This is a genomic window from Limnohabitans sp. (assembly GCF_040401135.1).
Classification (GTDB): Bacteria; Pseudomonadota; Gammaproteobacteria; order Burkholderiales; family Burkholderiaceae_C; genus Limnohabitans.
Genome location: NZ_JBBAOV010000014.1, coordinates 1 through 14,490, shown reverse-complemented (window position 1 = coordinate 14,490; position 14,490 = coordinate 1). Strand labels below are relative to the sequence as shown.

Sequence of the window (14,490 nt, the reverse complement as noted above, 5' to 3'; positions counted from 1 at the left end):
ATATTTATGCGTCCAACCCCACTCACCTTAGCCGCCTTGGCCTTGCTTTTGGGCGCCAATCTTTGGGCGCAAACCATGCCTGATGCGGGTGCTTTGATGCGTCAAAGCGAGCAAATGTTCAAGCAAAGCCAGCAGCAGCGCATTCAGCCGCAGCGGGCTTCGTTGCCGCCCGAGATGGCGGTGAACGACACCACCGTGGTCACCGCGCAGCGCTTTAAATTCAACGGCAATCAGCTGTTGACCACCGGTCAGCTGCAAGCGGTGGCCCTGCCTTTTGCCAATCGGCCGTTGAAACAGCAGGATTTGCAGCAACTGACGCATGCCGTGTCTGAAGCCTATCGCCAAGCTGGCTGGCTGGTGCAGGCCTACATTCCGCGTCAAACCCTCACGGGCGTGGAGCTGACCCTGCAAGTGATTGAAAGTATTCCACCTAGCAAACCCGGCCAGTAACCAGTCCAGTAACGAGGCCAGCAAAGCCAAACGCTAGCCCCCCAAATCCCCCAGAAAAACCGTCAATAAAGCGGCAAGGCACAAATCTTGCACTGATACAGCCCTTATGGTTGTTTTAATGCTCATTTTGTGAAGTTAAGCCGATCGCGAATCATTGCCGCAATTGCCTTCCTGTGCCTTTTGGCCTGGTCGTGGGATACCTACGACCCTGTGATGCCAAAAACCGCAGGCACTGTGCTGCGCGCGATTGAGGACACTACCGATCTGCCCGTCACCCGTTGGGCTGAGGCCATCACTGGCAAAACCATCGCCAAAACCATCGCTAAACCCGCGCCGCGCAAGGCCGAACCCAAAACCATGGTCGACGCCGCCATGGACAAAATGGTCGAGCAGCAAGAGGTCGAAGAAGCCGCCAAAGCGCTCATGACCCTCAAAAACATCAAGTTCACAGGCGTCACCATCTTGGGCGACATGGAGCTTAGAGGCATCGTCGAGCCCTTCCTCAACACCCCCATGACCTACGAGCAAATGCTTGAAATCGGCATGGTGGTGGAGCAGTACTACCGCAAAAACAACTACCTTGCCCGCGCCATTTTGCCGCCGCAAGACCTGACAGACGGGGTTTTGACAGTCGATGTGATCGAGTCGGTGTTCTCCAAAGTCGAGATCGAGAAAGAACTGGAAGACCTGCCCAACACCCAAGCCCACGTGGAGGCCATCATTGAGGCCCAGCAAAAAACTGGCACGCCTTTGAACACCCAATCGCTTGACCGCGCCTTGGCCTTGGCCAACGACTTGCCAGGCCTGAGCGTGCAAGGCTCACTGCGCCAAGGCCGCGAGGCGGGCGAGACCGAACTATTGCTTAAGTTGTACCAAGGCCGCACTCGCCAAGCCGAGCTGACCGTGGACAACGCGGGCTCCCGCGCCACGGGCTTTATGCGCGTCATGGCCAGCCTGACATGGTTTAACCCCAACGACTTGGCCGACATGCTGAACGTGGTGGCCGTGCACACCCGTGGCAGCGACTACGCCCGCTTGGCCTACAGCCTGCCCGTGGGCACCGACGGCTGGCGCATGGGCCTGAACGCTTCAGCCATGAGCTACGAAGTGGTGGTGGGCGAACAGGGCATGGTGGGCGCCGTGGGCCGCGCACTGACCAAGGGCATGGAATGGATCTACCCACTGGTGCGTGCGGATGACCGCAGCGCCACCGTCACCCTGGCGGCGGACTCCAAACAGTTTCAAAACACCTCGGCTCAAGACCTGGTGATGTCCGACTACAAAGCTCAAGTTATGTCTGCGCAAGTGGCGGGCTTTTATCGTGACCCGAGCCCAAACCTTTCCATCTTCTATGACTAGCGACAAACCTAGATTTAGGCAGTGGCGCTTTCTATAGAGTCCATCGCCTCAGTCAGTTCCAGCCACCGCAGCTCTAACGAAGCCAGTTCGTCTTCCACCGCTTTGAGGCGTTTGCCGGTTTCAGCAATGTCGGCAGGGGGCAAGGGCTTGGCGAGTTTGTCATGCAATGCGGTTTTTTCAGACTCTAGGGTGGCCATGGTTTTTTCCACACCATCCATCTCTTTTTTCAACGGGCGTTTTTTCTCGTTGATGTCTTTGCGCTGCTGGCTGTTGTCTTTGGCCAGCACGACCGGCGCAACAACCACTGGTTTCAGAACAGCTGCATTGGCCTCTGCCACGGCTTCGGCACGCAATCGCTTACCTTCGTCGAGCAGGTAGCGTTGGTAGTCGTCCAAGTCACCATCAAACGGCTCGATGCCGCCGCGAGAGACCATCCAGAACTCGTCACACACGGCGCGCAACAAGGCGCGGTCATGGCTGACCAGCATCACGGTGCCTTCAAACTCGTTGAGCGCCATGCTCAGTGCTTCGCGGGTGGCGAGATCCAAGTGGTTGGTTGGCTCGTCCATCAGCAAGAGGTTGGGGCGCTGCCACACCAGCATGCACAACACTAGACGGGCCTTTTCGCCACCGCTCATGCTGCCCACGGCTTGCTTGACCATGTCGCCACCAAAGTTGAATTGGCCCAAAAAGCTGCGCAAATCTTGTTCGCGTGTGGCTTGGCCAGCGAGCTTGCCATCGGCTGTGAGTTTTCGCGCCAAGGCGATCATGTGCTCCAACGGGTTGTCGGCTGGGCGTAACACGTCGAGTTCTTGTTGCGCAAAGTAGCCAATGTTGAGGCCCTTGCCTTCTGTCACTTCACCGCCCAAGGCGCCTAGGTCACGGGCAATGGTTTTCACCACGGTCGATTTACCTTGGCCGTTGGCTCCCAAGATGCCAATGCGTTGACCGGCCAACACAGAGCGGCTGACATTTTTCACGATCACCGTGGGCGGTGTGCCCGCGGGTGCGTCGGCTGGGGGAGGGTAGCCAAAGCTCACGCCCTGCATTGAGAGCATGGGGTTGGGCAAGTTGGCGGGTTCTTTGAACTCGAAGCTGAAGTCGGCTTCGGCCAACAGGGGCGCGATCTTTTCCATGCGGTCGAGTGCTTTGACGCGACTCTGCGCTTGCTTGGCTTTGCTGGCCTTGGCCTTGAAGCGGGCAATGAACTTTTGCAAGTGTTCAATCTTGTCTTGCTGTTTGGAGAAAGCGTTTTGTTGGAGCTCCATTTGCTCGGCACGCATGTCTTCAAACTTGCTGTAGTTGCCGCCGTAGCGCATCAGTTTGCCGGCGTCGATGTGCAGGGTGACGTTGGTCACCGCATCCAAGAACTCACGGTCATGGCTGATCACAACCATCGTGCCTTCGTAGCGCTTGAGCCAGGCTTCGAGCCAGACCAAGGCGTCCAAGTCCAAGTGGTTGGTGGGTTCGTCCAGCAGCAGCAAATCTGACGGGCACATCAAAGCGCGTGCCAATTGCAAGCGCATGCGCCAACCGCCCGAGAAGCTGTTCACGGGGTTGTCGAGCTCGGTCGTTTTAAAGCCAAGGCCCAAGATGAGCGCCTGTGCGCGTGACTGCGCATCGTGCTCACCCGCGTCGTACAGCGCCATGTAGGCGTTGCCCAAGCGTTCGCCATCTTCCGTGGTTTCTGCGGCTTTGACTTCGGCGCGTGCGTCAAAGAGGATGGTGTCACCCTCAATCACAAACTCGGTTGCGCTTTGGTCGGTCTCTGGCATGTCCTGAGAAACCTGGCCCATGCGCCATTGCGAAGGGATGTAGAACTCGCCCGAGTCCTCATGCAAGTTGCCGTTGAGCAGGGCGAACAGCGACGATTTACCCGCGCCGTTGCGACCGACAAGGCCTACTTTTTCCGTGGGGTTGAGCGTGACCGTTGCCCCTTCGAGCAAGACTTTGGCGCTGCGGCGCAAGGTGACATTTTTAATCGTGATCATTTTGTAAAAGCGCTTTCAGCGATAGCTTGGCGAGTAAGGAGTAAGACCTGGTCGTCACCAGCACTGGTCGATAGCCACACGACATCTAAGTTAGGAAAGGCTGTTTCAAAATAGTCGCGTTCATGGCCAATCTCAAGCACCAAAACCGCGTTTTCGCTCATGTGTGCTGGGGCGTCGCGCAGCATTTGGCGAATGAAATGCATGCCGTCGTCACCACCCGCCAAAGCGAGCGCAGGCTCGGCTTTGAATTCGGCGGGAAGTTCGTACATGCTTTGTGCGTTCACATAGGGTGGGTTGCACAAGATGAGGTCAAACACACCGTCGGCCTTGGCCAAGCCATCCGATTCGGTGAGCGTCATGCGGGCTTCAAGGCCGTGACGTTCGATGTTGATATGGGCCACTGCCAAGGCGTCTGTGGACAAGTCCAAACCCTGCACCGTGATGTCGGGGAAGGCAAGTGCCGCCAAGATGCCCAGGCTGCCGTTACCTGTGCACAGGTCGAGCACGCGGGTGGTGTTGGGGTCTAGCCAAGGGTCAATATTGCCTTCGGCCAAAACCTCTGCAATGAGCGAGCGCGGCACGATGGCACGTTCGTCGATGAAGAACGACACCCCTTGCAACCACGCCTCTTGCGTGAGGTAAGCCGCGGGCTTGCGGCTGCTGATGCGCTGGGCGATGAGCGCTTGCGCTTCGGCCACTTGCTCTGACGTGAGTTCGACATTGAATGCGTCATCTGACACATCGGTGTCGAGTGGCAAACCCAATGCCCACAGCACCAACCATGCAGCTTCGTCGGCGGCATTGGTGGTGCCTTGGCCAAAGCTAAGGCTGCCTGCGGTATGCGCAGCGTCAAGCTGCTGCGCGCTCTGCGCAATGAGCGTGCTGAGATTCAAAGAAGGGTTCATTGTGCGGACGAGTTGGCCTGTGAGGCCAAGCCGTGTAGCTTTTCCAGCACACGGCGATAAATGTTTTTCAAAGGGTCTAAATCAGCCACGGCCACACACTCGTTAATTTTGTGGATGGTGGCGTTGGGTGGGCCAAGCTCGATGACTTGTGTGCAAATTTGCGCAATAAAGCGCCCGTCGCTAGTGCCACCGGTGGTGGACAGCACGGTGTCAATGCCAGTTTCGTCGTGAATAGCGACTTGAACGGCATCGACCAAATCACCAGGGGTGGTCAGAAAGGGCAGGCCGCCAATGGTCCATTTGAGGTCAAAGTCGAAGCTGTGTTTTTGCAGCACAGCGGTCAGGCGTTGTTGCAATTGCTCGGGCGTGGATTCGGTACAGAAACGGAAATTAAAGTCCACCACGCATTCGCCTGGAATGACGTTGCTCACACCCGTGCCCGAATGAATGTTGCTCACTTGCCAGCTGGTGGGTTGGAAGAAATCGTTGCCTTTGTCCCATTCAATTGCCACCAACTCGGCCAATGCAGGGCTGAGCAAATGGATGGGGTTTTTGGCGAGTTGCGGGTAGGCGATGTGCCCTTGCACGCCTTTGACAACGAGCTTGCCGCTCATGGTGCCGCGACGGCCGTTTTTGATCATGTCGCCGGTGCGCTCTACCGAGGTGGGCTCACCCACAATGCACCAGTCGATTTTTTCGCCACGTGCGGTGAGGGCTTGACACACTTTGACGGTGCCGTCTAACGCCGGGCCTTCTTCGTCGCTGGTGAGCAAGAAGGCGATGTTGATGGCTGGATCTTTGCAGGCGGCAGCAAACTCTTCACACGCCACCACCATCGCTGCCAACGACGCTTTCATGTCGCTGGAACCACGGCCAAACAGCTTGCCGTCGCGGTGAGTGGGGGTGAAGGGGTCACTGGTCCACTTGTCAATAGGGCCAGTGGGCACCACATCGGTATGGCCTGCAAACACCAAAGTTTTGGCATGGGCGCGTGAGCTGCGCAGAACAGCCCACAGGTTGCTCACGCGGAAGGCGTCAGGGCCGCTGTCGATGCGCTCGCACTCAAAACCGATGGGCGTGAGCCGAGCGGTGATGATGTCCAAACAGCCCGCGTCATCGGGGGTGACCGAAGGGCGCGATAAAAGCTGCTCGGTGAGCTGGAGGGTGCGAGACATTTAATCGCGTAACAAGTCGTTGATGCTGGTTTTAGAGCGGGTTTGTGCATCCACGCGCTTGACCACGATGGCCGCATACATGCTGAACGGCGCGCCGTTGGCAGCCACTTTAGGAATGTTGCCGCTCACGACCACAGAGCCAGAGGCCACGCGACCGTAGCTGATTTCGCCTGTGGCGCGGTCAAAGATGGGGGTCGATTGGCCGATGAACACACCCATGCCAAGCACAGAGTTTTCTTCGATGATGACGCCTTCCACCACCTCAGAGCGAGCGCCTATGAAGCAGTTGTCTTCAATGATGGTGGGGTTGGCTTGCAAGGGCTCCAACACACCGCCAATGCCCACGCCGCCTGACAAGTGAACGTTCTTGCCGATTTGTGCGCATGAACCCACAGTGGCCCAAGTGTCGACCATGGTGCCGCTGTCCACATACGCGCCGATGTTCACATAAGAAGGCATCAAGATCGCGCCCGATGCGATGAAGCTGCCACGACGCGCCACGGCAGGTGGCACTACGCGCACGCCAGCGGCTTTCATTTCTTCTTCACTCAGGTGTGCAAATTTTGTTTTGACTTTGTCGTAAAAACCCAAGTCGCCCGCTTTCATGATTTCGTTGTCGTTCAAACGAAAACTCAATAACACGGCTTTTTTCAGCCATTGGTGCGTGGTCCATTGACCCACGCCATCACGGGTGGCCACGCGCAAGCGGCCTGCGTTCAATTCAGCAATGACGTGGTCAACCGCTTCACGCACGTCGTGTGTGGCGTTCGCACCGTTGATGTTGGCGCGGTTGTCCCAAGCGTTGTCGATCACGTGCTGGAGTTGATGTTGAGTCATGGTTGTCTTCTCTGCGTTGAAATGAATGAAATAAATTTAGACGGGGCTGTTTTTGATGAACGCCATGATGCGTTGCGCGGCTTCTAAGCACTCGGCGGTTTCGGCCACCAAGGCCATGCGAATTCGACCAGCGCCAGGGTTAAAGCCTTTGGTATCGCCAATGCCGTGACCCTCTCGGGCCAAATAGCTACCTGGCAACACCGTGACATTGTATTGAGCCAGCAAGTCTCGGGCAAAGGCCACGTCATCCCCACCGGGAACTGCAGCCCACAGGTAAAAACCAGCGTCAGGCAAGCGCACATCCATCACGGCTTCGAGCAGTGGGGTCACAGCGGCAAACTTTTTTCGGTACTGCTCACGGTTGGCCACCACATGCGCTTCGTCGTCCCAAGCCGCAATGCTGGCCGCTTGCACCATGCCGCTCATGGCGGAGCCGTGGTAGGTGCGGTAGAGCAAGAACTGCTTGAGGATGTGGGCGTCACCGGCCACAAAACCACTGCGCATGCCCGGCACATTGCTGCGTTTGGACAAGCTGGTGAAAGCGACCAAGTTTTTAAAATCGCTACGGCCCAACTTGGCTGCGGCTTCAAGCCCTCCCAAAGGCGCTTCTTCTCGAAAATAGATTTCGCTGTAGCACTCGTCGCTTGCAATGACGAAGCCGTATTTGTCGCTCAAGGCAAACAACTTTTCCCAATCGCTCAAGGGCATCACGGCGCCTGTTGGGTTGCCGGGCGAGCAGACAAACAGCAGCTGGGTTTTGGCCCACACATCGGCCGGCACGATGCCCCAATTGACGTTGAAGTTCAACGCTGGATCGCTAGCGGCGTAATAGGGCTTGGCACCGGCCAACAACGCGGCGCCCTCGTAGATTTGATAGAACGGATTGGGGCACACCACCACGGCTTCACGACTGGGGTCAATCACTGTTTGGGCAAAGGCAAACAAAGCTTCGCGTGAGCCGTTGACAGGCAGCACTTGTGTGGCAGCGTCTAGCTTCAAGCCATAACGGCGTTGCACCCAATTCACGCAAGAATCGCGCAACGCAGGCAACCCGGCTGTGGCTGGGTAGGCAGACAACTGCGCCGTGGCATTGGCTAAAGCATCCAGCACCAACTGCGGCGTCGCATGGCGCGGCTCACCAATACCGAGGCTGATGGGCGCATATGCGGCGTTGGGGGTGACGGTAGAGAAAAGATGCTTCAGCCTCTCGAAAGGATAGGGCTGTAAATTCGAAAGAAGGGGGTTCATGGCTGATATTATCCCTGCGCTAACTTGAGAACTGATCGCAATGCCCACTAATCCCCTGCTTGACCTGACCCGTGCCAAACAATTTGCTTTCGAAGCCGACCAACTCAATGAGTTGATGGTGACCTTTGAACAAAGCTTGACCCAAGAAATGGCCATCATCCAAGCGGGTTTGGCCACTGGTGATGCTTTGAAAGTGGAGCATTCGCTGCATGCCCTGAAAGGCTTCATGCCTTTGTTTGCTCATGAGTCTTTGGCCCAAGCTATGACCGATCTTTACCAAACCAGCCGCGACAAGCCGCTGCAAGTCACGGGTCCTATCTTTACTTCATTAGTACCTAGTTTGTCGGGCTTGTTGGTCGAAGTTCGCGAGAGCCTCAGCGCTTTATGATTCAAGCTGTGTCTAGAGAGGCTTTTCAGTGCGTCTGAATTCAATCAAGTTATCGGGTTTCAAGTCCTTTGCGGAGCCCACCAATTTCCTGCTTCCTGGCCAATTGGTTGGCGTGGTGGGGCCCAATGGTTGCGGCAAATCCAACATCATGGATGCCGTACGTTGGGTGTTGGGCGAAAGTAAAGCGTCCGAGCTGCGTGGCGAGTCCATGCAAGACGTCATTTTCAATGGCACCAACACCCGTAAAGCGGCCAGCCGAGCCAGTGTGGAGCTGGTGTTTGACAATGCTGACCACCGTGCGGGTGGCCAGTGGAGCCAGTTTCCAGAGATCGCGGTCAAGCGTGTGTTGACGCGTGATGGCGGCTCTAGCTATTACATCAACAACCAACCTGTACGTCGCCGAGACGTGCAAGACGTGTTCTTGGGAACAGGCCTTGGCCCACGTGCCTACGCCATCATTGGCCAAGGCACGATCAGCCGCATCATTGAATCCAAGCCCGAAGAGCTGCGTTTGTTCCTCGAAGAAGCGGCGGGTGTTTCCAAATATAAAGAGCGCCGCCGCGAAACCGAAAACCGCCTGAGCGACACCCGCGAAAACCTCACCCGCGTAGAAGATATCTTGCGTGAGTTGAACGCCAACCTGGAAAAGTTGGAGAAGCAGGCTGTTGTGGCCCAGCACTACCACGCGCTCAATGCCGATGTGACCTTGAAGCAGCAACAGCTTTGGTTCTTGCGACGCGCAGAGGCTGAAGCCGACCAAGTGGGCATCAAAACCCAAGCAGACAAAGCGGTGAACGACCTTGAGTCACGGATTGCCGACCTGCGTCACATCGAAGCTGACCTTGAGACTGTTCGCCAAGCCCACTATGCGGCGGGCGACCAGGTTAACCAAGCGCAAGGCGCTTTGTACGAAGCCAGTGCCGAAGTGGGCCGCTTAGAAGCCGAAATCCGTTTTGTGGTGGAAGGACGCCAACGCGCTGAAGCCCGTCTGTTGCAAATCAAAGAACAAACCGAGCATTGGGCCACTCAGAGCGAGCAAGCGCAGCAAGAGATTGAAAACTTGGCCTCCATGGCCATGGACGGCGAAGAAAAAACCATCATGCTCGCCGCGCAAGTGGAAGAGCAAGCCATGCAGCTGCCCGAGTTGGAAGAAGTCCTGCGCGTCGCCCAACAGCGCAGTAACGAACAACGTGGCAGCGTGGTGCAAGTGCAGCAGCAAATTCAGGTCTTGGCCGCTGACCAGCGCAACATCGAAGAGCAAAGCCGCAACCTCAACGCCCGCCAAGAGCGCCTAAGCGCCGACAAAAATGCCTTGGCCGCACCTGATGAGCTGCGACTAAACAAGCTCAATGAGCAGCTCCAAGAAGCGCAAGCCCAAGCGGAAGTGACAGCGGCTCAGCTTGAAGAGCTTCAAGCCCAAGTGCCCGTGCTGGAAGATGCACGCCGCACCGCACAGCAAGCGGTGAATGCCGAACAAACCAAGCAGGCCGATTTGTCGGCCCGTTTGGAAGCTCTCAAAGCCCTGCAAGAAAAAGTGCAAACCGACGACAAGCTCAAGCCTTGGTTGGTCAAGCACGGCTTGGATGGTCTGCAAGCTTTGTGGAGCCGTATTCATATCGAAGCAGGCTGGGAAAACGCACTTGAAGCCGCATTGCGCGAGCGCATGGCTTCGCTCGAAGTGTCTCGTTTGGACATCGTGCGTGCTTTCCAAACGGACGCGCCGCCTGCCAAGCTAGCGTTTTATACGCCACCCAGCGCTGCAGCTCCCGCGCCACAAGTTGCCTCCAATGACTCGCAAATTCCATTGCCAAGGCTTTCAGACCTTTTGCGTATCAATGATGCCGGTCAAAAAGCGCTGTTGACCGACTGGCTGCATGGCTGCTTGACTGCGCCCAATCTCGATGAGGCCATGGCCAATCGCAGCAGCTTGCAACCCAGTCAAGTGATTTATGTGCCAAGTGGCCACGCCATCAGCGCACACAGCGTGAGCTTTTATGCACAAGACAACGCGCAGTCGGGCTTGTTGGCCCGTGCCCAAGAGATTGAAAACCTCGACAAAAGCAGCAAAGCGCAAATCTTCATCGCGGATGAAGCCCGTAACACCTTGATCCGCGCCGAGGCTGCCTACAGCGAATCTTCTCAGCGCTTGGTCAGCATCCGCGCTGAAGCCACTGCAGCCCAAGCTTCAGCCCATGTGTTGCAAGTGGAGACCTTGCGCCTAAGCCAATTGGCAGAGCAAACCCGCGCTCGCAGCGAGCAAATCAGCGGTGATTTGTCTGAGGTCGAAGCCCAATTGGCTGACTTGCAAGAGCGCCGCGCCACTGCAGAAGCCCGTTTTGAAGAGCTGGACATGCAACTGGCCGACAGCCAAGAGCGCCACGCCCAGTTGGACGATGCTGTCATCAATTCCCAGCGCCGTTTGAACGACAGCCGCGAGCAACAGCGCAGCTTGGAGCGCCAAGCCCAAGAGGCGCAGTTTGCCCAACGCAGCTTGGCCACCCGTGAAGCCGAGCTCAAACGCATCATCGACACCGCTACGCAACAAGCTGCCTCAGTCGCCACCGAAGAACAACGTGTGCAAGAAGACCTCACACGTTTGACCGATGCTGCCGCGCAAGCCGGCTTGCAAAGCGCCTTGAACGTCAAGATGGAGCGCGAAGCCGCCTTGGGTGCCAAGCGCAGCGAGTACGACGACCTCACCACCAAACTACGTGCCAGCGACGAACGCCGCTTGAAGCTCGAGCGTGAGCTTGAGCCTTTGCGTCAACGCATCACCGACTTCCAACTTAAAGAGCAAGCCGCTCGACTGGGTTTGGAGCAATACACACAAATGCTCACGGATGCCCAAGCCGACTTGGAAGCCGTGTCAGCCTCTGTCCTTGCCAACAACGTGCGCTTGGGTGGTTTGCAAGGCGAGATTGACCGCTTGCACCGCGAGATTACCGCCTTGGGAGCCGTCAATTTGGCTGCTTTGGAAGAGCTGACCAGTGCCAGCGAACGCAAGCACTTCTTAGACGCGCAAACCAAAGACTTGACCGATGCAATGAACACGCTGGAAGACGCCATTCGCAAGATTGACGGCGAAACGCGCGAGTTGTTGGGGGGCACCTTCAAGGTCGTCAACGAACACTTTGGCCGCATGTTCCCCGAGCTGTTCGGTGGCGGTAATGCCCGTCTGGTAATGACCGGTGACGAAATTCTGGATGCTGGCGTGCAAGTGCTGGCCCAGCCGCCTGGCAAGAAAAACCAGACCATCCATTTGCTGTCTGGCGGCGAAAAAGCGCTGACTGCGATTGCCTTGGTGTTTGCGATTTTCCAACTCAACCCAGCGCCCTTTTGTTTGCTGGATGAGGTGGACGCGCCCCTGGATGATGCCAACACCGAGCGTTATGCCAAGCTGGTGTCGAGCATGTCCAAAGAAACACAATTCCTTTTCATCTCGCACAACAAGATTGCCATGGAAATGGCCGAGCAACTCATTGGTGTGACGATGCAAGAACAAGGTGTTTCCCGCATCGTTGCAGTGGACATGGAGTCCGCAGTGACCATGGCAGATACCGTTTGATAGCAAAATAAAAACATGAGCACTCTTCAAATCGGTTTAGCAATTGCAGGTGGCGTTGTCCTTGCAGCCGTTGTCGCGCACAGCGCTTGGACATCACGCAAAAACAAACCGCGCCAGGCCGAGCCCCAGCCACAAGAAACGCTGTCTGCACCTGCGTCTTTTTTGCCTAATCACGACCAGCCTCAAGAGCCGTCGTTTGATACAGCGCCTACCTCAGAAGTACAACATGGGTTTGTAGTGTCTGGCAGCCTAGATCCTGTCACTGACATTGCACGTAGCATGATGGAAGAAGCCACAGCACACGCCCAACGCGTGCCTGATGAAGCTGAATTGGCACGCATTGCTGAGACCAAAGCCGCTGCCGCCAAAGTCGCCGCCGAGCGTTCTGCGCATCACGCTGCCCATGACATCAATTCGCCCGCCATGTCGCCCGCGGCAGCCAAAGTTATGGGCACGGTGGGGGTTGACCTGCCGCAACCTGAAAAACGTCCCGCCCTAGACGCGTTGATTGACGTGATTGCTGCGGTTGAGATTGATGCGCCTATTTCTGGTGACGCTGCTATTTCAGGGTTGCCCGCCACACGTCGTGTCGGCAGTAAGCTGTTCAGCGTAGAAGGCCTCAACGCAGACACCGGCCTGTGGGAGCAACCCCGCCAAGGTTTGCGTTACAGCGCATTTCAATCGGGCGTGCAGTTGGCCAACCGCATGGGGCCATTGAACGAAATTGAGTTCTCTGAGTTTGTTACCAAAACACAGCATTTTGCAGACGCCATCAACGGCGCGCCCGAGTTTCCAGACATGCTTGAAGAAGTGGCCCGCGCTCGCGAGCTTGACAGCTTTGCCAGTGCCCACGACGCACAACTGAGCTTCACCCTCAAAGCTATCAAGGCTGCTTGGAGCCCTGGCTACGTGCAACAAAACGCTTCACGTTTGGGCTTCATCGCGGGTGTTTTGCCAGGCCGCATGGTGGTGCCAGCGCCCGTGCATGGTTTGCCGCCCATCTTGCTTTTGACCTTTGACTCACAGGCTGCGATGTCCGAAGACCCCACGCAATCGGCCATTTACGAACTTGCCTTGTCACTTGATGTGCCACAGGTGGACCGCAAAGAAGAGCCTTACGCCCGCATGATTCAAACCGCCTACGAACTGGCGCGTGTCATGGACGGCGCCATTTCCGATGACAACGGTCAGCCTTTGTCTGAGGCCGCCATTGGGGGGATTGCCCGCGACTTGCTAGCCTTGTACGACACACTCGATGCCCGCGACTTGGCGGCTGGGTCGCCGCAAGCGCGTCGCTTGTTTAGCTAATTTCAAGGTCACGCTGCATGAGTACCGCTGACTTATTTGGCAGCGATGCCACTGCCCATAAAGCTGTGGTCACACGCGTAGCCGAATTGCACAAACAGCTACATCACCATGGCCACCAGTACTACGTGCTGGATGCGCCCACCATTCCTGACGCCGAATACGACCGCTTGTTCAAAGAGCTGCAAGCGATCGAAGCTGCGCACCCCGATCTCATCTCGCCCGATTCACCCACGCAGCGCGTGGGCGGTAAGCCGCTCGATAGCTTTACCAGCGTCAAACACGTGGTGCCCATGCTCAGCATCCGTACCGAGACAGATACCGAAGCCAGCGGCGCTGAAGCCTTTGACACGCGCATCCGCAAAGAGCGGGGCCTGACCGAAGCCGACCCGCTGATGGACTACGTGGCCGAACTGAAGTTTGACGGCCTGGCCATGAGCTTGCGCTACGAGAACGGCGTGTTGGTGCAAGCCGCGACACGCGGTGACGGCGAAATGGGTGAAGAGGTGACACAAAACATCCGCACCATTGGTCAAATTCCTTTGCGCTTGCCAAGCGACGCACCCAAGGTGCTGGAAGTGCGCGGCGAGGTCTACATGGCCCGTGGCGACTTTGAAGCCTTGAACGAGCGCCAACGCGCCCGCATAGCTGCAGGCGAGAAGGGCGAGAAAACCTTTGTGAACCCGCGCAACGCCGCAGCGGGTGCCGTGCGTCAGCTGGACCCCACGATTGCTGCCCAACGTCCTTTGAGCTTCTTTGCTTATGGTTTGGGCGATATCACGCCTGCAGAAGACGGTGGCCCCGTTTTCAACATGCACTTCGAGTTGTTGATGGCGCTTAAAAAATGGGGCTTCCCTGTGGCCGAGCAAACAGCTTGTGTGCAAGGCTCTATGGGCTTGGTGGACTTTCACCAACGCATGGGTCAAGCGCGTGATGCGCTACCTTTTGACATTGATGGGGTCGTCTACAAAGTCAACAGTTTGACCGCGCAGCGTCAGTTGGGCTTCGTGACCCGCGAACCCCGCTGGGCCGTGGCACACAAATACCCAGCGCAAGAACAACTCACCACCGTGCAAGCCATTGAAGTGCAAGTAGGCCGCACGGGCAAACTGACACCCGTGGCCAAACTTGCGCCCGTGTTTGTGGGCGGTGTGACCGTGACCAACGCCACGCTGCACAACGAAGACGAAGCCCGCCGCAAAGACGTGCGTGTGGGCGACACCGTGGTGGTGCGCCGCGCAGGTGATGTGATTCCAGAAGTGGTGTC

The 14,490-nt window shown here is 57.0% G+C and carries 11 protein-coding genes; 6 read left to right on the top strand and 5 right to left on the bottom strand.

The window, feature by feature from the left end:
- The first annotated feature begins 6 nt into the window (after nucleotides 1-6).
- Both ABWP81_RS05660 and ABWP81_RS05655 read left to right on the top strand, forming a co-directional pair.
- Complete coding sequence (locus ABWP81_RS05660; RefSeq protein WP_353140186.1) at nucleotides 7-450, top strand: POTRA domain-containing protein; 444 nt, start codon at nucleotides 7-9, stop codon at nucleotides 448-450.
- A gap of 213 nt (nucleotides 451-663) precedes the next feature.
- Nucleotides 664-1,809 carry a ShlB/FhaC/HecB family hemolysin secretion/activation protein gene (locus ABWP81_RS05655; protein WP_353140184.1) on the top strand — a complete coding sequence of 382 codons (1,146 nt, stop codon included), beginning with the start codon at nucleotides 664-666 and terminating at the stop codon, nucleotides 1,807-1,809.
- 14 nt (nucleotides 1,810-1,823) lie between these two features.
- Here the strand turns inward: ABWP81_RS05655 and ABWP81_RS05650 are convergent, their stop codons facing one another.
- Genes ABWP81_RS05650 through dapC form a run of 5 tightly spaced genes read right to left on the bottom strand, consistent with a single transcriptional unit; the run spans nucleotide 1,824 to nucleotide 7,965 of the window.
- Nucleotides 1,824-3,800, bottom strand: a complete 1,977-nt coding sequence (locus ABWP81_RS05650; RefSeq protein ID WP_353140182.1) for an ABC-F family ATP-binding cassette domain-containing protein — start codon at nucleotides 3,798-3,800, stop codon at nucleotides 1,824-1,826.
- On the bottom strand, nucleotides 3,797-4,705 hold the full coding sequence (prmB, locus tag ABWP81_RS05645; RefSeq protein ID WP_353140180.1) for a 50S ribosomal protein L3 N(5)-glutamine methyltransferase: 909 nt from the start codon (nucleotides 4,703-4,705) through the stop codon (nucleotides 3,797-3,799). The genes ABWP81_RS05650 and prmB overlap by 4 nt, the downstream gene beginning before the upstream one ends.
- The gene (gene dapE / locus ABWP81_RS05640; protein ID WP_353140178.1) at nucleotides 4,702-5,880 is read right to left on the bottom strand and encodes a succinyl-diaminopimelate desuccinylase; all 1,179 of its coding nucleotides are present in this window, start codon (nucleotides 5,878-5,880) and stop codon (nucleotides 4,702-4,704) included. Before dapE ends, prmB begins: the two co-directional genes overlap by 4 nt.
- The gene (gene dapD / locus ABWP81_RS05635) at nucleotides 5,881-6,717 is read right to left on the bottom strand and encodes a 2,3,4,5-tetrahydropyridine-2,6-dicarboxylate N-succinyltransferase (RefSeq protein WP_353135435.1); all 837 of its coding nucleotides are present in this window, start codon (nucleotides 6,715-6,717) and stop codon (nucleotides 5,881-5,883) included.
- A gap of 36 nt (nucleotides 6,718-6,753) precedes the next feature.
- Complete coding sequence (dapC, locus tag ABWP81_RS05630; RefSeq protein WP_353140176.1) at nucleotides 6,754-7,965, bottom strand: succinyldiaminopimelate transaminase; 1,212 nt, start codon at nucleotides 7,963-7,965, stop codon at nucleotides 6,754-6,756.
- Between the two features lie 40 nt (nucleotides 7,966-8,005).
- On the opposite strand from dapC, the gene ABWP81_RS05625 reads away from it, so the two are divergent.
- From ABWP81_RS05625 to ligA, 4 genes are all read left to right on the top strand, one after another.
- Nucleotides 8,006-8,353: a hypothetical protein gene (locus ABWP81_RS05625; RefSeq protein WP_353135429.1), complete on the top strand. Its 348-nt coding sequence runs from the start codon at nucleotides 8,006-8,008 to the stop codon at nucleotides 8,351-8,353.
- 28 nt (nucleotides 8,354-8,381) lie between these two features.
- Nucleotides 8,382-11,918, top strand: coding sequence for a chromosome segregation protein SMC (gene smc / locus ABWP81_RS05620; RefSeq protein ID WP_353140174.1), 3,537 nt, complete (start codon nucleotides 8,382-8,384; stop codon nucleotides 11,916-11,918).
- A gap of 15 nt (nucleotides 11,919-11,933) precedes the next feature.
- On the top strand, nucleotides 11,934-13,226 hold the full coding sequence (locus tag ABWP81_RS05615; RefSeq protein WP_353135424.1) for a cell division protein ZipA C-terminal FtsZ-binding domain-containing protein: 1,293 nt from the start codon (nucleotides 11,934-11,936) through the stop codon (nucleotides 13,224-13,226).
- Nucleotides 13,227-13,243: 17 nt separating this feature from the next.
- On the top strand, nucleotides 13,244-14,490 hold a 1,247-nt coding region (gene ligA / locus ABWP81_RS05610), incomplete at its 3' end, for an NAD-dependent DNA ligase LigA (RefSeq protein WP_353140172.1).

What these genes read in the sequence shown, in the direction of transcription:
- ABWP81_RS05660 (WP_353140186.1), top strand. Translation starts at nt 7, where the DNA reads ATGCGTCCAACCCCACTCACCTTAGCCGCCTTGGCCTTGCTTTTGGGC.
- ABWP81_RS05655 (WP_353140184.1), top strand. Translation starts at nt 664, where the DNA reads ATGCCAAAAACCGCAGGCACTGTGCTGCGCGCGATTGAGGACACTACC.
- ABWP81_RS05650 (WP_353140182.1), bottom strand. Translation starts at nt 3,800, where the DNA reads ATGATCACGATTAAAAATGTCACCTTGCGCCGCAGCGCCAAAGTCTTG.
- prmB (WP_353140180.1), bottom strand. Translation starts at nt 4,705, where the DNA reads ATGAACCCTTCTTTGAATCTCAGCACGCTCATTGCGCAGAGCGCGCAG.
- dapE (WP_353140178.1), bottom strand. Translation starts at nt 5,880, where the DNA reads ATGTCTCGCACCCTCCAGCTCACCGAGCAGCTTTTATCGCGCCCTTCG.
- dapD (WP_353135435.1), bottom strand. Translation starts at nt 6,717, where the DNA reads ATGACTCAACATCAACTCCAGCACGTGATCGACAACGCTTGGGACAAC.
- dapC (WP_353140176.1), bottom strand. Translation starts at nt 7,965, where the DNA reads ATGAACCCCCTTCTTTCGAATTTACAGCCCTATCCTTTCGAGAGGCTG.
- ABWP81_RS05625 (WP_353135429.1), top strand. Translation starts at nt 8,006, where the DNA reads ATGCCCACTAATCCCCTGCTTGACCTGACCCGTGCCAAACAATTTGCT.
- ABWP81_RS05615 (WP_353135424.1), top strand. Translation starts at nt 11,934, where the DNA reads ATGAGCACTCTTCAAATCGGTTTAGCAATTGCAGGTGGCGTTGTCCTT.